Origin of the sequence: Tomitella cavernea (assembly GCF_016599145.1) — a bacterium.
GTDB lineage: Bacteria > Actinomycetota > Actinomycetes > Mycobacteriales > Mycobacteriaceae > Tomitella > Tomitella cavernae.
Genome location: NZ_JAENKO010000005.1, coordinates 13,634 through 34,437, shown reverse-complemented (window position 1 = coordinate 34,437; position 20,804 = coordinate 13,634). Strand labels below are relative to the sequence as shown.

19 protein-coding genes are annotated in these 20,804 nt (G+C 68.1%); 10 read left to right on the top strand and 9 right to left on the bottom strand.

All coding sequences use genetic code 11. The features are described from left to right. Nucleotides 1-44: 44 nt before the first annotated feature. The 5 genes from sigM (at nucleotide 45) to JJ683_RS03555 (ending at nucleotide 4,811) form a co-directional block, all read left to right on the top strand. A complete protein-coding gene (gene sigM, locus JJ683_RS03575; protein WP_200171314.1) occupies nucleotides 45-611 on the top strand; it encodes an RNA polymerase sigma factor SigM in 567 nt (188 codons plus the stop codon). A gap of 494 nt (nucleotides 612-1,105) precedes the next feature. Then, nucleotides 1,106-1,777 (top strand): RsmA family anti-sigma factor, encoded by a 672-nt coding sequence (locus JJ683_RS03570; protein WP_200171313.1) that lies wholly within the window; start codon nucleotides 1,106-1,108, stop codon nucleotides 1,775-1,777. Between the two features lie 223 nt (nucleotides 1,778-2,000). Then, nucleotides 2,001-2,996, top strand: coding sequence for a thioredoxin-disulfide reductase (gene trxB / locus JJ683_RS03565; protein WP_200171311.1), 996 nt, complete (start codon nucleotides 2,001-2,003; stop codon nucleotides 2,994-2,996). A 28-nt stretch (nucleotides 2,997-3,024) separates the two neighbouring features. Beyond that, nucleotides 3,025-3,348, top strand: coding sequence for a thioredoxin (trxA, locus tag JJ683_RS03560; protein ID WP_200171310.1), 324 nt, complete (start codon nucleotides 3,025-3,027; stop codon nucleotides 3,346-3,348). A gap of 269 nt (nucleotides 3,349-3,617) precedes the next feature. Further along, on the top strand, nucleotides 3,618-4,811 hold the full coding sequence (locus JJ683_RS03555; protein ID WP_200171307.1) for an N-acetylmuramoyl-L-alanine amidase: 1,194 nt from the start codon (nucleotides 3,618-3,620) through the stop codon (nucleotides 4,809-4,811). A 28-nt stretch (nucleotides 4,812-4,839) separates the two neighbouring features. Here the strand turns inward: JJ683_RS03555 and JJ683_RS03550 are convergent, their stop codons facing one another. The 9 genes from JJ683_RS03550 to rpmH form a co-directional block, all read right to left on the bottom strand. Further along, entirely contained in the window at nucleotides 4,840-5,619 is a 780-nt protein-coding gene (locus tag JJ683_RS03550) for an acetyltransferase (protein ID WP_372435231.1), read from the bottom strand. A 131-nt stretch (nucleotides 5,620-5,750) separates the two neighbouring features. Further along, nucleotides 5,751-6,980 carry a ParB/RepB/Spo0J family partition protein gene (locus JJ683_RS03545; protein ID WP_200171305.1) on the bottom strand — a complete coding sequence of 410 codons (1,230 nt, stop codon included), beginning with the start codon at nucleotides 6,978-6,980 and terminating at the stop codon, nucleotides 5,751-5,753. Nucleotide 6,981: 1 nt separating this feature from the next. Next, nucleotides 6,982-7,851, bottom strand: coding sequence for a ParA family protein (locus JJ683_RS03540; protein ID WP_200171303.1), 870 nt, complete (start codon nucleotides 7,849-7,851; stop codon nucleotides 6,982-6,984). Nucleotides 7,852-8,094: 243 nt separating this feature from the next. Next, entirely contained in the window at nucleotides 8,095-8,769 is a 675-nt protein-coding gene (gene rsmG, locus JJ683_RS03535) for a 16S rRNA (guanine(527)-N(7))-methyltransferase RsmG (protein WP_372435229.1), read from the bottom strand. A 310-nt stretch (nucleotides 8,770-9,079) separates the two neighbouring features. Continuing rightward, complete coding sequence (locus JJ683_RS03530; RefSeq protein WP_200171301.1) at nucleotides 9,080-9,730, bottom strand: Jag family protein; 651 nt, start codon at nucleotides 9,728-9,730, stop codon at nucleotides 9,080-9,082. Between the two features lie 63 nt (nucleotides 9,731-9,793). Continuing rightward, nucleotides 9,794-11,110: a membrane protein insertase YidC gene (yidC, locus tag JJ683_RS03525; protein ID WP_200171299.1), complete on the bottom strand. Its 1,317-nt coding sequence runs from the start codon at nucleotides 11,108-11,110 to the stop codon at nucleotides 9,794-9,796. Nucleotides 11,111-11,184: 74 nt separating this feature from the next. Further along, complete coding sequence (yidD, locus tag JJ683_RS03520; protein WP_372435228.1) at nucleotides 11,185-11,538, bottom strand: membrane protein insertion efficiency factor YidD; 354 nt, start codon at nucleotides 11,536-11,538, stop codon at nucleotides 11,185-11,187. A gap of 26 nt (nucleotides 11,539-11,564) precedes the next feature. Then, on the bottom strand, nucleotides 11,565-11,933 hold the full coding sequence (gene rnpA / locus JJ683_RS03515; protein WP_200171295.1) for a ribonuclease P protein component: 369 nt from the start codon (nucleotides 11,931-11,933) through the stop codon (nucleotides 11,565-11,567). A gap of 27 nt (nucleotides 11,934-11,960) precedes the next feature. Beyond that, complete coding sequence (rpmH, locus tag JJ683_RS18865; protein WP_143910285.1) at nucleotides 11,961-12,104, bottom strand: 50S ribosomal protein L34; 144 nt, start codon at nucleotides 12,102-12,104, stop codon at nucleotides 11,961-11,963. A 961-nt stretch (nucleotides 12,105-13,065) separates the two neighbouring features. Here rpmH and dnaA point away from each other — a divergent pair. From dnaA to gyrB, 5 genes are all read left to right on the top strand, one after another. Beyond that, complete coding sequence (gene dnaA, locus JJ683_RS03505) at nucleotides 13,066-14,670, top strand: chromosomal replication initiator protein DnaA (RefSeq protein WP_200171293.1); 1,605 nt, start codon at nucleotides 13,066-13,068, stop codon at nucleotides 14,668-14,670. Between the two features lie 730 nt (nucleotides 14,671-15,400). Continuing rightward, the gene (gene dnaN / locus JJ683_RS03500; protein ID WP_200171290.1) at nucleotides 15,401-16,585 is read left to right on the top strand and encodes a DNA polymerase III subunit beta; all 1,185 of its coding nucleotides are present in this window, start codon (nucleotides 15,401-15,403) and stop codon (nucleotides 16,583-16,585) included. An 8-nt stretch (nucleotides 16,586-16,593) separates the two neighbouring features. Then, the gene (recF, locus tag JJ683_RS03495; RefSeq protein ID WP_200171288.1) at nucleotides 16,594-17,853 is read left to right on the top strand and encodes a DNA replication/repair protein RecF; all 1,260 of its coding nucleotides are present in this window, start codon (nucleotides 16,594-16,596) and stop codon (nucleotides 17,851-17,853) included. Then, nucleotides 17,843-18,415, top strand: coding sequence for a DUF721 family protein (locus JJ683_RS03490; RefSeq protein WP_200171286.1), 573 nt, complete (start codon nucleotides 17,843-17,845; stop codon nucleotides 18,413-18,415). Before recF ends, JJ683_RS03490 begins: the two co-directional genes overlap by 11 nt. Before the next feature lie 274 nt (nucleotides 18,416-18,689). Next, on the top strand, nucleotides 18,690-20,747 hold the full coding sequence (gene gyrB / locus JJ683_RS03485) for a DNA topoisomerase (ATP-hydrolyzing) subunit B (RefSeq protein WP_200171284.1): 2,058 nt from the start codon (nucleotides 18,690-18,692) through the stop codon (nucleotides 20,745-20,747). Nucleotides 20,748-20,804 lie beyond the last annotated feature (57 nt).

The window sequence follows — 20,804 nt, the reverse complement described above, 5'->3', positions numbered from 1 at the left end:
GGTCTCCGGCAGGGGCCGCCGACCGGTGCGCTAGGGTTCCGTACGTGCGGACCAATGGGGGGGATCGCTCGCGGAGCGATGTGGAGCTGCTCGCCGACCATGTGCGGGGTGACCGGTATGCCTTCGCAGATCTCATCGCCCGACACCAGGACTATCTGTGGGCGGTGGCGCGGCGCAACTGTCGCGATGCGGAGGACGCGGCGGACGCGGTCCAAGAGGCGCTGCTCTCCGCCCACCGGCGTGCCGGGGCATTCCGCGGCGAGTGCGCCGTGCGCAGCTGGCTGCACCGGATCGTGGTGAACAGCTGCCTCGACCGGCTCCGCCGCAACGCCGCACGGCCCTCCGTCCCGTTCCCCGACGGCGGCTGGGAACCGGCGGACCACCATGATGGTTTCGCCCGGGTCGACGCGGCGATGACGTTGCGCGTGGCACTGGCCGAGTTGCCCGAGGAGCAGCGCATGGCCGTCTACCTGGTCGACGTGGAAGGCCAGTCGGTCGCGGACGCCGCGCAGATGCTGGGCGTCGCCCGGGGCACGGTGAAGAGCCGTTGCGCGCGTGCCCGGCTCAAGCTCGCCCGCACCCTCGCTGGCCTGCGTGAACACGCCGGTTGAACCGACCGGGTGACACGGCCGGCAAGCCCGACACGAGCGGCCGGAACCCGCGGGCGCCGGCATGCGTCCTAGAAGACAGCGGCGCACAGCGAACGCGATGGAGAGGAAGGGGTCCCGGGATGTCGACGGAACAAACTGCGGATGCCGCTCCCTCGCCGTCCTTCACGCCGGCGATCGTCGCGGCGCTGCACGCGGACCTGTGCGATCACGACGTAACCCCGAGCCCACGGCCTCCTTGGCAGGGGCCGACCCCGGTCGCCGCCGACCATGACGCGCCGGGCCACCTTCGCGCAATGCACGAGGCAGTCCTCGCCGATCCGGACGCAGCACGGCTCCTCGGCGAACTCGATGAGGTCCGCGCGCGGCTCGCTACCGTGCCAACGCGAACCACACCCCCGTCAGGGGAGCGTGATGCCGGCCCGAGCGCGGCAGGTGGGACGGCCGCCGCGGAGCACCCCGGCACCGTCGCCTCTGTCGCTGCGCCGGACGGAACAATGGCGGACGACGAAGCAATGCCGGACGAGACGATGCCGGAGTTCGTCGCGGCCCGGCTGCGCCGCGCACTGGTCGCAGAGCCCGCACCGGGGCACGCACCGGCGAGGTCCGCCGACGAATCCATGGAGGGCATTCCCGCGGCCGCACGTGTCCCCGCCCCCCGTGGACGCCGGATGATTGCCGCTGCAGCCGCTGTCGCCGCCATCGGGGCCGCCGTCGGCGGTTCCGCCCTCTGGCTCACCGCAGGCCCGGACAACACCAACGGTTCCGTCACAGCGCACAGTGACCCCATCGACGGGACCTCCCACGCCCGCGACACCACCGTGGACGGACGATCCGGCGAGGGCGCCGTCGATGCGACCTTGGACGACGCGGGCAAGCACCGGGACAGCGGGGATGTCGACAGCGGCGCACTGCTGCGCATGCAGGGAAGCACAGACCTGGGGCCCTTCGCGGAGCCCGCAGCCCTCCACCGATGTCTGGCGGCCAACGGGCTCCCGGCCGACGCGCGGATCCTGGGGGCCGGCACGGTCCACGTGGACGGCCGCGAGGGCACCCTGCTCCTCGTTCCCGGCCCGCATCCCCCCATGCTGACGGGCCTCGTCGTGACCGCGCAGTGCGGCGTGGGCGGCGACGGATTGCTCTTCCGGACCGAACTCGGCGCGCCCTGATACTCCGCCGACCCCGGCCCGGGAACAACACCGATTAGTCTGGTGTTGACCGGAAAGACACGCCGGACGGCGTCCCCGGAGCACCGTCGGCGCCATACGGTCCGTGGATCGGGCCCGCCACGTGCTCGGGGTCAGCGCCGATCCCCGATCGACTCGGCCGTCACGCTCGGCCCGGGTCGCTGCGGACGCCGGCATCCTCGTACCGCCCGAACGGAAGGCACGCATGAGCACCTCCACCGTCCACGACCTCATCATCGTCGGTTCCGGCCCCGCCGGGTACACGGCCGGGATCTACGCTGGCCGCGCAGAGCTCGCGCCCGTCCTGTTCGAGGGCTCCCAGTTCGGCGGCGCGCTGATGACCACCACAGACGTGGAGAACTACCCCGGTTTCGCCGGGGGCATCATGGGCCCCGAGCTGATGGACCAGATGCGTGAGCAGGCCATCCGGTTCGGTGCCGACGTGCGCACCGAGGACGTCGATGCCATCGACCTGTCCGGCCCGGTGAAGACAATCACCGTCGGCGACGAGGTCCATCGGGCGCGCGCCGTGATCCTGGCGATGGGTGCGGCCGCACGCTACCTGGGCGTTCCCGGGGAGCAGGAGCTGCTCGGCCGCGGCGTCAGCGCCTGCGCCACCTGCGACGGCTTCTTCTTCAAGGAGCAGGACATCGCCGTGATCGGCGGCGGCGACTCCGCTATGGAGGAGGCGACCTTCCTGACCAAGTTCGCGCGTTCGGTCACCATCGTGCACCGGCGCGAGGAGTTCCGTGCGTCCCGGATCATGCTCGAACGCGCCCGCGCCAACGAGAAGATCCGGTTTCTCACCAACACAGCGGTCGAGTCCGTCGTCGGCGACAATTCGGTCTCCACGCTGAACCTGCGTGACACGGTGACCGGGGAAGCGTCGACCCTCGCGGTCACCGGCATGTTCGTCGCCATCGGCCACGACCCGCGCAACGAGCTGGTCGGCGGCCAGGTGGACACCGACGAGGACGGCTACGTGCGCGTCGATTCGCCGATGACGTCCACCTCGGTTCCCGGCGTCTTCGCAGCCGGCGACCTCGTCGACCACACCTTCCGGCAGGCGATCACGGCGGCAGGCACCGGCTGCTCCGCCGCCATCGAGGCGGAGCGCTGGCTTGCCTCGCAGCCCGCCGGCGACGACGCTGCCCACCCCGCCGAGAAGCCTGCGGCGGACGCCGTCGCCGCCACTGTCTGATCCATCCGACCCGATTCCGGAGGTTCCCATGTCCTCGACGATCACCGTCACCGAAGGTTCATTCGAAAGCGATGTACTACAGAGCGACAAGCCCGTGCTCGTCGACTTCTGGGCCACCTGGTGCGGTCCGTGCAAGATGATCGCTCCCGTCATCGAGGAGCTCGCCGCGGCACATTCCGACAAGGTCACCTTTGCCAAGGTCGACGTGGACAAGGCGCCGGGGGTCCAGCGTGATCTGCAGATCATGTCCATCCCGACGCTGATGCTCTTCGAGGGCGGCCGGCAATCGGGCCAGCTCGTCGGCGCGCAGTCCAAGTCCAAGATCCTCGAACTGCTCTCCGGAAAGATCTGATCCGGCACGCGTTGCGGGCCCCGGTGACATTCTCACCGGGGCCCGCGACGTATCGGCGCGCCGGCTGCTCCGGCGCCACTCCGGGACGTCCCCACCTCGCCCGTCACAACGACGATGCCCCGCGCGGCCATTCGCGCGTCGTTCTGGAAGAATGAGCGCGGAACTCGGCGATGGTCCATGCAACGGCTGTCGGGGCCCCCGGCGGTAAGGCCGGTGTCCGGGCCGATCAATCCGGTGAACGACGACCCCACGCGAAAGGTACGAACGGCATGCACCTACTCCGCCTCGGTTCACGCGGTGCCGCGGTGGCAGAGGTTCGTACCATCCTCACGGGCATCGGGATGCTCCGGGGCGAGGCCGCGGTGGATGCGTCGGTGCCGGTCGGCAGCGAGCAGTGGAATCGCGGCGAGCCGTTCTTCGACGAACACCTCGACCTGGTCGTCCGCACATTCCAGCAGCAACGGGGCCTGCTCGTCGACGGGGTCGTCGGGCCTGCCACCTACCAGGCCCTGCGCGACGCGTCCTATCGCCTGGGTACGCGCACGCTGGCCTACCAGGTGACCGCGCCGATGACCGGCGACGACGTCGCCACCCTCCAGTTGCGCCTGCAGGATCTCGGCTTCTACCGCGACCTGGTCGACGGCTACTTCGGCCGCGCCACGCACGAGGCTCTGGTGTCCTACCAGGGCGAGTACGGCCTGTCCGCCGACGGCATCTGCGGGCCCGCCACCTTGCGATCACTGCAGTTCCTCGGCACCCGCGTCACCGGCGGGTCGCCGCACGCATTGACGGAGCGGGAGCTGGTGCGCCGCTCCGGTCCCCGCCTGGCGGGCAAGCGCATCGTGCTAGACCCGGGCCTCGGCGGCACCGAGCCCGGCCTGACGGTGCCGAACCCGCACGCGGACAACGAGTCGCTCAACCAGGCTGAGATCGCCTGGGACATCACGACCCGCCTCGAGGGACGCATGGCCGCCACCGGCATGGAGACCATCCTGACCCGGGGGCGCAAAAACAGCCCCACTGTCGCCGAACGCGCGCACATCGCGAACGCCTTCGGCGCGGACCTCATGATCTCCATCCAGGCGAGCTCCTCGAGTTCGCCGCACCCCAACGGCGTCGCCACCTTCCACTTCGGCAACACGCACGGGTCCACCTCGATGATCGGCTCGATCCTCAGCGGATTCATCCAGCGCGAGATCGTGGCGCGCACGGCCTTGCGCGACTGCCGCAGCCACGCCCGAACCTGGGACATCCTGCGTCTCACGCGTATGCCCGTCGCCCAGGTCGACGTAGGCTATCTGTCGAACACCACCGACCTCACACTGTTGTCGAACCCGCAGACCCGGGACATCGTCGCCGAGGCCGTCCTGGTCGCCGTCAAGCGCCTCTACCTGCTAGACAACGACGACCAGCCGACTGGCAGTTACACCTTCTCCCGCCTGCTCGCCGAGGAGCAGACCTGACCCCAGGGCGTGCAGTCCGTCGGGGGCGTCAAGCCCGCGGGGCAACCATGTCTGCTGGGCTACCGCAGCCTGGGTCCCCACCCGCCCGCGCGGTAACAAACGGAGAGCCCCCGCCGCGCGTCGTCGACGCGGCCTGATCGGCGACGGGCAGGCTCTCGAGCGCCGCCTCCACCTCGGCCTTCCATCCCAGGTCGCGGCCCAATTCCAGCCGGAACCGCGGAAACAGATTGTGGGGCGCGACTTCCTCGAATCCCCACGCGGTCAAGGACACCGCCGGAATCATGCACCGGGAGCACGTGCAATCCGGCCCCGCCGACTCCGGTACACCTCGCACCAGGTCGAACGGATCGAAGGCATGGTCGCCGGGGCCCAATGTTGCGGGCGCCCGGTAGCCGAACGCCTCGACCGCGCGCACACCGCGCCGGATCAGGTCGCCAACGACGGCGTCGAGAAGAACAGTGTCCCGACCGGCGTCCAACGCTCCTGCAGGTCCTGCCCGGCTGGTCAGCTGTGTCAACAGGATCGCGTCCGTGCTGGCCGGCCCCGTCGGAAAGCGATGGGCGTACGGAAGGAGCGCCGGAGGGGCGTACAGCGCATAGCCGACGACGGAGTCCTCTTCCCACGCGATTCGCCCGCACGGGCCCCAGTCGAGCATCACCATCGACAGCCATGCTTCCTTCTCGAACGCCGAATCGAGGTGCGGGCCATTGCTGGTGTCGGGGTCGACTTCCCAGAAGACGCACGATCGTCCGTGCCCCGGAAGATCGCCTATCGTCGCCAGGGTCAGGGGAGTAGTGTCCGCCTCCACTGCGTCAATCGCCTCCCACCGCATTCGCCCCGCCGAGGGGGCACCCGTCCCACCGCCCGCGTTTCATCACAGTGACGAAACGCGGGCGGAGGATCGTCTCATGTCGATCCACAGTCTCCTGGAAAAGCGCTTCAGTCGTCCTCGTGCTCCATAAGCTTGATGATGCGTTCAAGGTCGTCGACAGTGCCGAACTCGACGACGATCTTGCCCTTCTTCTTGCCCAGGCTCACGGTCACCCGCGTGTCGAAGCTGTCCGAGAGCCGCTCCGCCACCTCCTGCAGCGCCGGCATCTGAACCGGCTTACGCCGAACCGGAGCCGGCGTGGGGGAGTCGCCCTCACGGTTCGCGAGCGTCACCGCCTCCTCGGTGGCGCGCACCGACATCCCCTCGGCAATGACACGCGCCGCGAGCGCCTCCTGCGCCTCCGCGCCTGCCTCCAGAGACAGCAACGCACGAGCGTGTCCGGCAGACAGCACGCCGGCCGCTACGCGCCGCTGCACCGGTACCGGCAGCCGGAGCAGCCGGATCGTGTTGGAGATTACAGGCCGGGAGCGCCCGATACGGGACGCCAGCTCGTCATGCGTCACGCCGAACTCCTCCAACAGCTGCTGGTAGGCCGACGCCTCTTCGAGTGGATTCAGCTGGACGCGGTGAATGTTCTCCAGCAGCGCATCACGCAGGAGTGTGTCGTCCGCGTTGTTGCGCACAATCGCCGGGATCGTGGCGGTTTCGGCACGCTGACTCGCGCGCCAGCGGCGCTCACCCATGATCAACTGGAAGCGGTCACGGGAAACCTCGCGAACGACCACCGGTTGCAGCAGTCCGAACTCGCGGATCGAGTGCACCAGCTCAGCCAGTGCTTCCTCGTCGAAGATCTGGCGCGGCTGCTTGGGGTTCGGCTCTATCTGCTCAAGCGGGATTTCCCGGTACTCCGCACCGATGTCGGCGGGTCCGCCGGCACCGGCGTCCGCGCGGGCCGCGTCGGTCGCGTCGCTGCGCGCGGGCGACGCGGGTGCATGCTCCTCGGGCTTCCGTCTCGCCGCTGCATCCCGCCGTGCGGCACCCCCCTCGTCGGGATCGTCCTCGCTGGATGCACCCTGCGAAGCTCCGTTCTTCGTGGTGCCGCTTTGCCTGTCTGTCCGGGCCGCCGCACCGGGCGCGCCATCGTCACCGCGCTCCTTGGCGGGATTGCCCGACGTGCCCTCGTCTTTATCGGATTCCGCGGGCGTACCGATGATCTTCGAATCGGGTCCGAAAACGACGTCCGCCGCTGCAGCGCCGAGTCGCGGACCCTCTGTCGGTCCGGTGGGGATCAACGCGGCCAGCCCTCGTCCCAGGCCGCCCTTACGTGTCTGGCTCATCTCATCGCTCCCGCACCTTGACCGTGGCTGCGCCACGCTCCGCTATTTCCTTCCCGGCGTCCAGGTAGCTCATCGCACCCCTCGAGGCCGGGTCGTACTCCAACACCGTCAAACCATAGCCCGGCGCCTCGGACACCTTCACGCTTCGGGGGATGATCGTCTTGAGCACCACCGCACCGAAGTGATTGCGCACCTCGTCTGCCACCTGCCCGGCCAGCTTCGTCCTGCCGTCGTACATGGTCAGCAGGATTGTCGAGACGTGCAGCGAGGGGTTGAGGTGCGCCTGCACCAACTCGATGTTGCGAAGAAGCTGTCCGACGCCCTCGAGCGCGTAGTACTCGCACTGGATCGGTAGCAACACCTCACGCGCGGCCACCAGAGCGTTCACCGTGAGCAGGCCGAGCGAGGGCGGGCAGTCGATGAGCACGTAGTCGATGTTGTGCTGATTGAGTGCCGTGTGGTCGATCGCGTTCTTCAACCTACCCTCGCGAGCGACCATCGAGACGAGCTCGATCTCGGCGCCGGCCAGATCGATGGTGGCGGGTACGCAATAGAGATTCTCGTTATGCGGACTCTGATGGATCGCCTCGGACATGTCGACCTCGCCGATGAGGAGCTCGTACGACGAAGCCACTCCCGAGCGATGATCGATTCCCAGAGCTGTGCTCGCGTTGCCCTGGGGGTCGAGATCGATGACGAGGACGGACAACCCGTGGGCAGCGAGCGCCGCCGCGAGGTTGACCGCAGTGGTGGTCTTGCCGACGCCGCCCTTCTGGTTCGCAATCGTGATCACACGCCGCGCCTCCGGCCGCGGGAGCGTCTCGAGCGCCGGCTGCGCGTTCTGCACTTCTTCAGCAGTGTCGTTAGTCATGCCACCGTCCGTTGGGGTCGTCAGCCTGTAGTTCGATCGCGCAAAGGGAGTGTTTCACGTGAAACGCTGCGGGTACACAATCCCGATATCGGTTCGCTGTTTCACGTGAAACCGCGACCGACACTGTTTCACGTGAAACGGCGCAGCCAAGCTTGGTGGGCGCTCCGTGTTCCGCGGCAGGGTCCTGCTCGTTGGCCGACGCAACAATCCCCTGTACGGACTCCGTTGATCGGGTGGGGTGGATCACTGCGCTCGAGCAACCCTGCGAGTCGCACGTACCGCGGATACCACAGTAGTCGGCGTGGTCAGAATTCCCACACCGCAGGTGGCCAAATGCAATTCCGTGGCGCCGGATTTCTCCAGGTCGCGGCGTGTTCGTTCGATCTCCTCCTGAGCGCTGGCGCCCTTGATCGCCAACATGTGTCCACCCTTACGCACTAGGGGCAGCGACCAGGGGACCAGCCGTTCCAGTGGCGCCACCGCACGCGAGGTCACATAGTCTGCGCCGCCAGCCTCCTTCACCACACCCGACTGCTCCGCCCTCCCACGCACGACGATCGCCCCGAGCCCGAGCGACTCGTTCACCTCGCCAAGGTAGCGGGTCCGGCGCAAGAGAGGCTCGACGAGCTTGACGGTCAGATCCGGGCGGGCGATCGCCAGGGGGATACCGGGGAGGCCGGCCCCGCTGCCAATGTCGACGACGGTCGCGCCCTCTTCGATCAATTCGCCGAGGACCGCGCAATTGAGGATGTGCCGCTCCCAGAGTCGGGGGACTTCACGCGGACCGATCAGCCCCCGCTCCACGCCATCAGACGCCAATGATGCGTAATATCCGAGCGCGAGAGTCAGCCGATCACCGAACACCCGCTCGGCAGCCTCCCGCATGGACTCTGGAACCTCTTGTTCCACGTGAAACAACCTCGCTCATGACAGACGGTGCACTATGGTGCAGAAACACAATGGTGTAGTTCGAGGGGTCAGGCGTTCGATGCCTCACCGTGACGCCCCGTGATGCGCACCGGCGCACGCACTATCCGGGCACTCGATCCGCGGTACCGAGCACCATTCTCCCTGGTGGACGACGGGCCGCACAAGTCCACCCCGCACCGCTGTGGATAACCAGTGCCGGCCCGGTGTTCAGCAGCGGCGTCCGATGCGGCGGTGGAAAGCAGCCGGCCCCCGCAGTGCGCGACTACGGGGGCCGGTTCCGCTACGGAACGCGACTGCGTCACGCCAGTAGAACGACAACCCGCCGAGAAGAGTCGGTACCCACGCTCTCGCTGTAGACGCCATCGACCGACGCCACTGCGTCGTGGACGATCTTGCGCTCGAAGGGCGTCATTGGCTTGAGCTCTTCGCGTTCGCCGGTGTCTTTGACCCGTTCGGCGACCGACTTTCCCAAGCGCGTCAGCTCGGTGCGCTTGCCCGCGCGCCAGCCGGCCACGTCCAGCATCAGCCGGCTGCGGACGCCGGTCTGCTGCTGAACGGCAAGACGGGTCAGCTCCTGCAGGGCGTCGAGCACGTCACCCGACTGGCCGACCAGCCGTCCGAGGTCGCGACCACCCTCGACGCTCACCACCGCACGACGACCGTCGACGTCCATGTCGATGTCCCCGTCGTAGTCGAGGACGTCAAGCAGCTGCTCGAGGTAGTCGCCGGCGATCTCACCCTCTTCGACAAGCAACTCCTCGCCACTGAGCCCGGCGCCGTCCTGCTCGTCGGTTGTCTCTTGTTCTTCGGTCGACCGCTCCGCCGCGCCGTCCTCTGCGGGCGTGTCGGACTGATTGTCTTCGGCCTGCGCCTCTTCAGGCTGCAGCAGGTCGTCCTGAGCCACGTGATCTCTCCTTGTCTCGTGCCCCGTACGGGGAGGCTTCGTCATCGCATGCGGAGGCCGGAAGCGGCGAGCGGTGGCGCCACGCGCGCGGCCGGGGGAGCACCGCCGTCAGCGCCGCTTCTTCTTGCCCCCGCCCGACTTCTTCTGCGGCCCCTTACTGCCGGAGCCCTGTCCCTGGGGACGACGCTTCTGGCCCTGTCCCGACCGATTCTGGTTCTGCCCCGACCGATTCTGGTTCTGTCCGCCGCTGTTCTTCTGCCCACCGGAACTCTTCTGGCCCTGTTGCCCCTTTTCGGCCTTCGGCTTCTGCCCGGGCGCCGGCTTCTTCTTCGGCGGCTGCGCCGAAGAGTCTCCGCCGGTGCCGCCTCCCTTCTGAGACGGGACGCCGTCGCCCTCGGCGGCGTCGCCGCCCGCGGCATCCGCATCGTCGTCCGAGACGACATCACCGTCGATCACTGCGGCCCCGCCCTTGGCCCGCCCTTTCTTGCCCTGGCTCGGTCGTGCTCCCGGCTTGGGCGCACGATCGGCACGCACCTGCTCCAGCCGCTCCTTCTTCGCGGCCTCTTCCTTCTCAATCTTCTTGAACACGTAGTGCTGCTGGACCACGGTCCACGCGTTGTTGCTCACCCAGTAGATGAGGATGGCCACCGGCAAGAAGGAACCGGAGACGAGCACACCCAGCGGGAAGACGTACACCGCCAGCTTGTTCATGATCTTCGCCTGCGGCTGCGTCGCCGCGTCCGGGCTCTGGCGGGCGACCGACGCTTTGGCGTTCAGGTGCGTGGCGACGGCGGCGACGATCATCAGCGGTACCGCCACCGCCGCGATGAGCGCTCGCGACGGCGTATCGATGAATCCGAAGAATCCCTTGAAGGTGTCCGCCGACTGCGTGATGTAGCTGGAGAGCGGCACGCCGAAAATGTTGGCGTGCATGAAGTTGTTGACGTCTTCCGGCGTGAACGCATAGTTCGCGATGCTCGCGTTGACGTCCGCGCACGTCGCCGGATCGGGGATGTCCGCGCAGACATTGACCACGCGGCCGATGCCGCCCGTCCGGTTGAACGAGCGCAGTACGTGGAACAGGCCGATGAACACCGGTGCCTGGGCGAGCATCGGCAGACAGCCCAGCAGCGGGTTGAACCCGTGCTCCTTCTGCAGCTTCTGCATCTCGGTGGCCATGCGCTGCCGGTCGTTCTTGTACTTCTTCTGCAGGGCTTTGATCTGCGGCTGCAGTTCCTGCATCTGACGCGTGGTGCGGATCTGCTTGACCGCGGGCCAGTACAGGATGACGCGCAGGGTGAAGACCAGGAACACGACGGAGAGCACCCACGTGATCGCACTCTGCGAGCCCAGCCCCAGGAGCTCGAAGAACTTGTACCACATCCGCATGATCCACGAGACAGGCCAGTAGATGAAGTCAAGCACGGCGCTAGGCACTCCTATTCTCAGCGCAGACTGCGGTGCAGCCCGTCCGATGCAACGTCGAACGATCGATGCGGTCAATCATGGCGGACACGGCCCGCCGCCGTCGTCCCGGTCTCCGTTCCGGTGGGGACCGGGACGGAGACCTCGGAATCCTCCGCGCCGCCCGTATCGCCAGTCCCCGGCGCCGAGTATCCATGCCCGTGACGCTGTGGAACAGGGTCCCATCCTCCCGGATACCACGGTCCGCACTTGAGCAGGCGCCAGCAAGCGAGCGCGGCGCCGCGCAACAGGCCCCATTCTCGCAGGGCGGTGACGGCGTACTCACTGCAGGTCGGGATGAACCGGCACGTGGGAGCCCGGGTGGGCGAGACGTACGTGCGGTAGAGCTCCACGGCGAACACCGCGGCGTGTGCGGGTTGTGCGGCCACGCGCCCCAGTGCACCCCGCTTGCCGGTCATCGCGGCGCCGTCGGGCCGCCGAGCAGGCCCAGCTTCCGCAGGCCGCCGCCCACCTGAAGGTCGAGCTGCGCGGACGTCGCACTCGCGGCACCCGGCAAGGCCCGCAGCACCACGGACACGTCGGGATCGAGCCGATCGACGTATCCTGCGGCGACATGACGAAGCCGCCGGGAGATCCGATGGCGGACCACCGAATTCCCGACGGCTGTACTCACGATCAGGCCGAATCGCGGACCGTGCACGGTGACCGGCTCATGCTCGGTCAATGCATGGACAACGATGTCGCGGCGGCCGCACCGACGGCCACCGCGCATCACCGCAGTGAATTCTCCACGACGGCGCAGACGGTACCGGTCTTGCAGCACTGTCGCGTTCCGCGCTCTGGCTGCCGGTCAGGCAGACAGTGCGGCGCGGCCCTTACGACGACGGTTCGCGACGATCGAGCGGCCGGCGCGGGTGCGCATGCGCAGCCGGAACCCATGAACGCGCGCGCGGCGCCGATTGTTCGGCTGGAATGTCCGCTTGCCCTTGCTCACGGTGATTCTCCTTAAAGTTCTCCGGCACCTCGTGGCGCCGCGGCTGGTGTCCGATGCGTCCCGTGACCCCCTGCAACGGCATCGCTGGCGACCGCACCCGCGGGTGGAATCGCACGGCGGTACCCGAATCGCATGAAGCAGAAGGCCACGTACGTTTGGTCTGCGTGTCCCCGGTGGCCCGCAGACACGGGGATCAGCCCAGGATCACGCCCGGTCGGAATCCGCCTGCACACTTCCGTGCAGCGCCAATCCGCCAACGGTGATCCCGTTGATCCACCCACGCCGAGGACATCCCGGATGAAACGGGAGACCGCCCGAGACTACTCAGCGCAAGGTCCGGGGTCAAACCGTCGATCCGCGTCTGCAGTGCGGGTGACCTGCACGGGCGCGGCGGAGTGCGACACGCCACAGCAGCCGGGTGCTTGCGGATGTCACCTGTCTGTGGGTTTCCGTTGCGCAACCGTGTCCCCCTTGTTAGCGTTCCAAGATGACGAAGCGGTAACAACGGATCGGATCGACATCCGGACTGGGCAGCACCGCCGCAGTGCCTGAGCAGGTCCGAGATCGCCGGGCACGCGTGCCGGGTCCACGGGCGACGATCAGACGGATCTGCTGCCACGACGCAGTGGTGGCTGAATCCGACGGCCGTCGGCGACATCACAGTGCCGGCAGCGAGGGCATCGAGCGTCTGGCTAACCCGAAAATTTCACACTGAACCGACGCTTTCCACAGGTTCGTCCACAGAACCGTGGGTAGTCGTGCCGGGTCACCGTGCCACTCGCTCGCCGAGTGGTCCACTATCGTTCACAGTTGTCCACAGGTGTGGATAATCGTGTGGATATGTCGGCGACCATTGGACGCAGTAGTTGCGCGCCCCCGTGCGGCACGTGCGTTCTTGCAGGTAAGCGCCGCGCAATGACCGCTGAAGGACATCTTGGACGTCAGGGGAGGACGAGGTTCTGTGGAGGAAGACCCGAACGCTCTGTCACGGGTGTGGCCGATCGTCGTCTCCGAGCTCACCTCCGCGGAACGTGACGAGGGCGCGCCGGCCATGCCAGGGTTGCCGCTGAGCCGGCAGCAACGCGCCTGGTTGCTGCTCGCCAAACCGATCACCCTCGCCGGGGGCTTCGCGCTGCTGTCCGCACCGTCGAGCTTCGCGCGCGACGCGATCGAGCGCGTCCTGCGTCAGCCCATCTCCGATGCCCTCGAACGCCACCTCGGCGACCCTGTCGAGATCGCCGTCCGCATCGACACCGCCCTCGACGACGACCGGGCGGACCGCCCGCGCGAGGATTCGCCACACTCCGCCGCCCACATGCCCGCGCCGTCGGACGGCGCGGGCATGTGGGCGGCCAACCCCGCCGAACCGCACTACACCGACACCGCCACGCTGCTGCAGGGACGCCGGGACGAACTCTCCGCCGAGGCCGAGGAAGATCTCATCGCGGAGGAGCAGGAAGCACGCGAGAGCCTGGACCGCACATGGCCCTCGCACTTCAACACGCCGGCACCAGAGGCCGCCGGCAGTGCGCGCGAGGCCGGGCTGAACCCCAAGTACACCTTCGACACGTTCGTCACCGGCCCGTCGAACCGCTTCTCGCATGCGGCCGCCGTGGCCATCGCGGAGGCACCGGCCCGCGCGTACAACCCGCTGTTCATCTGGGGCGAGTCCGGTTTGGGCAAGACGCACCTCCTGCACGCGGCCGGCCACTACGCCAAGCGGCTCTTCCCCGGCCTGCGGGTGCGCTACGTGTCCACCGAAGAGTTCACCAACGACTTCATCAACAGCATCCGCGACGACCGCAAGGTGGCGTTCAAGCGGCGCTACCGCGAGACGGACGTGCTGCTGGTGGACGACATCCAGTTCATCGAGAACAAGGAGGGCATTCAGGAGGAGTTCTTCTACACCTTCGAGGCTCTGCACAACGCGAACAAGCAGATCGTCATCACCTCGGACCGGCCGCCCAAGCAGATGGCGACGCTGGAGGACCGTCTGCGCACCCGCTTCGAGTGGGGCCTGATCGCCGACGTACAGCCGCCGGACCTCGAGACGCGCATCGCCATCCTGTCCAAGAAGGCGCAGATGGACTCCATCGAGGTGCCTGACGAGGTACTCCAGCTCATCGCCGGCCGCATCGAGCGCAACATCCGCGAACTCGAAGGTGCCCTGATCCGGGTGACCGCCTTCGCATCGCTCAACAAGCAGCCGCTCGACCTCCGTCTGGCCGAGGTGGTGCTACGGGACCTCGCGCCGGAGACAGCCACAGTGGAGATCACCGCGGCCACGATCATGGCGGTGACGGCCGAGTACTTCGACACCACGATCGACGAACTCTGCGGGCCGCGCAGGGCCCGCCAGATCGCCTCCGCCCGCCAGATCGCGCTGTACCTGTGCCGCGAGCTCACCGACCTGTCGCTGCCGAAGATCGGCCAGGCCTTCGGCCGCGACCACACCACCGTCATGTACGCGGAGAAGAAGATCCGCGGCGAGATGGCCGAGCGGCGCAAGGTCTACGACCAGGTCCAGGAGCTCACGGCACGCATCAAACAGCGGTCCAAACTCTGAAGGTCCGCCCGGCGCTCCGCTCTGGCCGGGGAACTGGCCCTCGCACAGCGATGATGCGCGGCCTCCGGGCGCACCGTCACGCCGCCGCCCGCAGTGAATAGGGGTGCTCGTGTGACTCCGGTGACGAGTTTGCACACCTGTGGATAACCATGGGGATAACTCGTCGCATCTGGGGACAACATGGGGACGGAAGTGGAACAACTTTTCGCCGTCCACAACCGACCACACCGGTCCACAGCCCCGTCCACCGCCCGGTGCACACCTGCAGACCGCCCGCCACCAGGAGTTCCACATGGTTGTGCACAGGATCCACAGGACCTACTACTACTACTGAAATCTCTTCCAGAGAGGAAACTACAAAACAGCCTGTGTGGAAAGTCGCTGCTGTGGACCCTCCTCGCCGTGTCCGCAGAACCGGATCCCGCGCTTTACGGCAAGCGCCGGACGACCTACGGTGGAGATCCCGGACCGGCTCTCGGCGTCAGCGCTATCGGCTAATCTGGGATCCGAGACCAGGTGTGCCCGGCGCACGTCCGGGAGGTTCGATCCTCTCGCACGGAGCCTCTGGCACCGGGGCTCTCCGTCGGCGTCGTCGTGGCACCGAACGCACCACTGAGCTGAACCACCGAACGATCGTTGCACGTCACCGGCGGTGACCGGAGTACGCACCGCGCTTGACGCGCGGGCACAGCCGGCCACGGCCGCCACACTGGAAGGATTCCCGGGTCTGATGGAGCTAGCCGGCATGAAATTCCGGGTTACCCGAGATGACTTCCAGGATGCCGTCACCTGGGTCGCGCGCAGCCTCCCGGCACGGCCCACCGTGCCGGTGCTGCGCGGCATCCTGCTCGAGGCCACCGAGCAGGGCGTGACCGTCTCCGGGTACGACTACGAGACCTCCGCGCGGATGCAGGTGCCGGCGGAGGTTCCCGAGCCCGGCACGGTTCTCGTGTCCGGCCGGCTGTTGGCGGACATCACCAAGGCGCTGCCGAACAAGCCGGTGGACGTGGCCTTCGACGGGACGCACCTGACCATCGCGGCAGGTCGTGCCACGTTCTCCCTGCCGATCATCCCCGTGGAGGATTACCCGCAGCTGCCCACTCCGCCTGCCCCGACGGGGGCCGTCCCGGCCGAGGAGTTCGCGCAGGCGGTGGGCCAGGTTGCGGTCGCGGCGGGCAAGGACGACACCTTGCCGATGCTCACCGGGATCCGAGTGGAGATCGAGGGCGACAAGGTGGTCATGGCCGCTACCGATCGCTTCCGGCTCGCAGTGCGGGAGTTCGAGTGGAAGCCGGCCACCCCCGGCCTGGAGGCCGCCGTCCTGGTGCCCGCGCGCACCCTGGCAGAGGCGGCGAAGACGATGACCTCGTCGGCGTCCGCCGACATCGAGATCGAAATGGGCGACGGCAGCTCGGTGGGGGCCGAAGGCATGCTCGGCGTCACCTCGGGTCCCCGTCAGACGACGGCACGGCTGCTCGATGCGGAGTTCCCGAAATTCCGCCAGTTGCTTCCTGCGACGCATACCGCGGTGGCCTCGGTGGAGGTCACGCCGCTGACCGATGCGATCAAGCGCGTCGCCCTGGTGGCCGAGCGCGGCGCGCAGGTGCGCATGCAGTTCTCGGAGGACGGGCTTGTGCTCGCAGCCGGCGGGGACGATTCCAGCAGCGCCGAGGAGTCCCTGCCCGCCGAGTTCGCCGGCGAGCCGCTCACCATTGCATTCAACCCCGGGTACCTGCAGGAGGGCCTCGGGGCGCTGGGCACCGAGCACGTGCACATGGGGTTCACGAGCCCCAGCCGGCCCGCGGTGCTGTGTCCCGCGGCCGAGGAGCTGCCTCAGGCCGACGACTCCGGCGCATTCCCCGCATCGACCGGCAGCTACACCTACCTGCTGATGCCTGTGCGCCTGCCGGGCTGACCGCGGCGGTGTTCCTCCGTCACCTGCGGCTGCAGGACTTCCGTTCGTGGGAGTCACTCGACATCGACCTCGAGCCCGGTGTCACTGTCTTCGTCGGCGCAAATGGCCGCGGAAAAACGAACATCCTCGAGGCCGTCGGGTACCTGGCGACGCTGTCGTCGCACCGCGTCTCGTCGGACCAACCGCTCATCCGGTCCGGCGCCGAATCCGCGCTGATCGCGGCGACGGCCATCAACGACGGCCGCGAGCTCACCGTGGATCTCACCGTCCATGCGGGCCGGGCCAACAAGGCGCGGCTGCGGCAGAGCCCGGTGCGCCGTACCCGCGAGATTCTCGGTGTGGTCCAGTCGGTGATTTTCGCGCCCGAGGACCTGGCGCTCGTGCGGGGCGACCCCGGCGAACGGCGCCGGTACCTGGACGAGCTGATGACGGCGCGCCGACCCAGGCTGGCCGGCGTGCGGGCCGACTACGACAAGGTGCTGCGCCAGCGGTCGGCGCTGCTGAAGTCCGCGGGCCCCGCCATGCGCGACGGCGGGCGCGGATCCGACGGTGCGAGCGCCTTGGCCACCCTCGAGGTGTGGGACGGGCACCTGGCTGCCTACGGATCGGAGATCATCGCCGCCAGAATGGAATTGGTGGGCGAGCTGGCGCCGCATCTCACCGGCTCGTACGCGTCGATCGCCCCCGAATCGCAGGCGGCGTCGCTCGGCTACCGTTGCAGCCTCGCGGAGGACATGCCCCCCGAACCGTCGTCCGATGCGGTGGCGGGACTGGAGAAGGCGATGCATGCGGCGCTGGCCCGGGTGCGCACCCGGGAGATCGCGCGCGGTGTGTGCCTGGTAGGCCCGCACCGTGACGACCTGGAACTGCGATTGGGCGAGCATCCCGTGAAAGGCTATGCGAGCCACGGAGAATCTTGGTCCTTCGCGCTGGCTATGCGCCTGGCCGCGTTCGAGCTTCTGCGGCAGGACGGCACCGAGCCGATCCTCATCCTCGACGACGTGTTCGCCGAGCTCGATCGACGGCGGCGCAGTGCCCTCGCCCGCGTGGCCGGGCAGACCGAGCAGGTACTGGTGACGGCGGCTGTGCCCGAGGACGTGCCCGAGGGGCTGCGGGGGCGGCAGTACGTCGTGACGATGCGGGATCGCGGCGACCTGGGACGCGCGTCGACCATCGCGGCTGCGCCATGTGCAAGCAGAAGCGGCGACGACGATGCGGGCGGATCGCCCGGTCCGGACGATGCGGAGGTGACCGGCGATGGCGGCTGAATCCGAGGATGCCGGGGGCGCTCCCGATGGGGCTGGTGCCGTCGACGGCGCCCCGCGCGGCGCCGACCTGGCGCGGCGCGCCCTGGAGGAGGCGCGCGCGCGGGCCGCGGCGCAGGGCAAGTCGGTGGGCAAGGGCATGGCCTCGCCGCAACGGCGACAACAGCGCAGGCCGTCGCGTCGCCGCTGGTCCGGGCCCGCCGCCGACCCACGCGACCCGCAAACCCTGGGAACACTCGCCGCATCACTGGCCCGGCGGCGGGGGTGGAACCGGCACGTGGCCGAGGGGCGGGTACTCGGGTGCTGGGAGGAGGTCGTCGGGGACGAGATCGCCGACCACGCCGCCCCGTCGTCGCTCAACGACGGGGTCCTGCACGTGACGGCGGAGTCGACGGCGTGGGCGACGCAGCTTCGGATGGTGCAGGGCCAGATCCTCGCGAAGATCGCCCGCGCGGTGGGCGACGGCGTGGTGACCAAGCTCGAGATCCGCGGCCCCAGCGCACCGAGCTGGCGGCACGGGCCCCGGCACGTGAGCGGGCGCGGACCGCGGGACACCTACGGTTGACCGGGTGGACGGCATTGTCGGGAGCCCGCCGCGCGTACCGGCCGCGTACGGTGCCTGACGTTGTCGGGTTGTGCCGGGCTGTCCCGGCCTCTCGTCGTCCATCGATTTCGTGCCGCAGTGACGCCTCCAGGCGTGTGCGAGTAGCCTCCCAGGTCGGCCGAGGCAGTAGGCTGGAGCGGAAATGGTGCCGCCATATCCACCACCCTCAGCCGGGCGCCCCGTGCGGGTGGTGGATGCGTGTGTGCGGCTCGACCAGAAGGAGTGCTAGCGACCAGTGGCTGCCAACGACTCAGACCAGGCGTCATCCAACGGTTCGGTGGGCGATTACAACGCCTCCTCCATCACGATCCTCGAGGGGCTTGAGGCGGTCCGGAAGCGTCCGGGCATGTACATCGGCTCCACGGGTGAACGCGGTCTGCACCACTTGGTGTGGGAGGTGGTCGACAACTCCGTCGACGAGGCGATGGCCGGCTACGCGTCCACCGTCAGCGTGACGCTGCTCGCCGACGGCGGCGTCGAGGTGACGGACGACGGCCGCGGCATCCCGGTGGACATGCACGCCAGCGGCGAACCGACCGTGCAGGTCGTGCTCACCCAGCTGCACGCGGGCGGCAAGTTCGACTCGGACTCGTACGCGGTCTCCGGCGGCCTGCACGGCGTGGGCGTGTCCGTGGTCAACGCGCTGTCCACCGTGCTCGAGGTGGAGATCGACTATGACGGCTTCCACTGGGACCAGCAGTACATCAAGTCGATCCCCGGCGCCCTCAACAAAGGTGAGTCCACCTCCCGCACCGGCACCACCGTGCGGTACTGGGCGGACCCGGACATCTTCGAGACGACGGTCTACGACTTCGAGACGGTCTCGAGGCGGCTGCAGGAGATGGCGTTCCTCAACAAGGGGCTCACCATCGTCCTCGTCGACGAGCGGGTGGCCGATGAGGAAGTCACCGACGAGGTGGTCGGCGATGTCGCCGAGGCGCCGAAGAATGCTGCCGAGGAGGCGGAGGAGGCCGAGGAGAAGGCGGCCGCGCCCAAGGTCAAGCGTCGCGTCTTCCACTACCCGGGCGGGCTGGTCGACTACGTCAAGCACATCAACCGCACCAAGCAGTCCATCCACCAGTCGGTGCTGGACTTCACCGCCGCCGGCGACGGGCACGAGCTCGAGGTGGCCATGCAGTGGAACTCCGGCTACTCGGAGTCGGTGCACACGTTCGCCAACACCATCAACACGGCCGAGGGCGGCACGCATGAGGAGGGGTTCCGCTCGGCGCTGACCTCCACGGTCAACCGCTACGCCAAGGATCACAAGCTGCTCAAAGACAAGGATCCCAAGCTGTCCGGCGACGACGTCCGGGAGGGCCTGGCCGCGGTGATCTCGGTGAAGGTGACCGAGCCGCAGTTCGAGGGGCAGACCAAGACCAAGCTGGGCAACACCGAGGTGCGCTCGTTCGTGCAGAAGGCGTGCAACGAGCACCTGGAGTACTGGTTCGAGTCCAACCCCGCCGAGGCGAAGGTCATCGTCAACAAGGCCGTCTCTTCCGCTCAGGCCCGCATGGCGGCCCGCAAAGCCCGTGAACTGGTGCGACGCAAGACGGCGACGGATATCGGCGGGCTGCCCGGCAAGCTGGCCGACTGCCGCTCCAAGGACCCCAGCAAGTGCGAGGTCTACATCGTGGAGGGCGACTCGGCCGGCGGCTCGGCCAAATCGGGTCGCGACTCGATGTACCAGGCGATCCTTCCGCTGCGCGGCAAGATCATCAACGTGGAGAAGGCGCGGATCGACCGCGTGCTCAAGAACGCCGAGGTGCAGACCATCATCACGGCGCTGGGCACCGGAATTCACGACGAATTCGACATCGCCAAACTCCGCTACCACAAGGTCGTGCTCATGGCCGACGCCGACGTGGACGGCCAGCACATCTCCACGCTGCTGATGACGCTGCTGTTCCGGTTCATGCGGCCGCTCATCGAGCACGGGCACGTGTACCTGGCGCAGCCGCCGCTGTACAAGCTCAAGTGGCAGCGCGGCGCCGACCCGGACTTCGCCTACTCGGACCGCGAGCGCGACGGTTTGCTGGAAGCGGGCCTGGCGGCCGGCAAGAGGATCAACAAAGACGACGGCATCCAGCGCTACAAGGGTCTCGGCGAGATGGACGCCAAGGAGCTGTGGGAGACCACGATGGACCCGGAGGTGCGCGTGCTTCGTCAGGTCACCCTCGACGACGCGGCCGCAGCCGACGAGCTGTTCAGCATCCTCATGGGCGAGGACGTCGAGGCGCGGCGCAGCTTCATCACCCGCAACGCCAAGGACGTGCGGTTCCTGGACGTGTAGCGGACGGGCCCCACACCACGACCCCGGCTCGTCAGGATGTGAGCCGGGGCCACGGTG

Bases quoted from the DNA above. Each gene is read 5' to 3' on its own strand.
- JJ683_RS03570 (WP_200171313.1), top strand. From the start codon at position 1,106: ATGGCGGACGACGAAGCAATGCCGGACGAGACGATGCCGGAGTTCGTC.
- trxB (WP_200171311.1), top strand. From the start codon at position 2,001: ATGAGCACCTCCACCGTCCACGACCTCATCATCGTCGGTTCCGGCCCC.
- trxA (WP_200171310.1), top strand. From the start codon at position 3,025: ATGTCCTCGACGATCACCGTCACCGAAGGTTCATTCGAAAGCGATGTA.
- JJ683_RS03555 (WP_200171307.1), top strand. From the start codon at position 3,618: ATGCACCTACTCCGCCTCGGTTCACGCGGTGCCGCGGTGGCAGAGGTT.
- JJ683_RS03545 (WP_200171305.1), bottom strand. From the start codon at position 6,980: ATGAGCCAGACACGTAAGGGCGGCCTGGGACGAGGGCTGGCCGCGTTG.
- JJ683_RS03540 (WP_200171303.1), bottom strand. From the start codon at position 7,851: ATGACTAACGACACTGCTGAAGAAGTGCAGAACGCGCAGCCGGCGCTC.
- JJ683_RS03530 (WP_200171301.1), bottom strand. From the start codon at position 9,730: ATGACGAAGCCTCCCCGTACGGGGCACGAGACAAGGAGAGATCACGTG.
- dnaN (WP_200171290.1), top strand. From the start codon at position 15,401: ATGGAGCTAGCCGGCATGAAATTCCGGGTTACCCGAGATGACTTCCAG.
- JJ683_RS03490 (WP_200171286.1), top strand. From the start codon at position 17,843: ATGGCGGCTGAATCCGAGGATGCCGGGGGCGCTCCCGATGGGGCTGGT.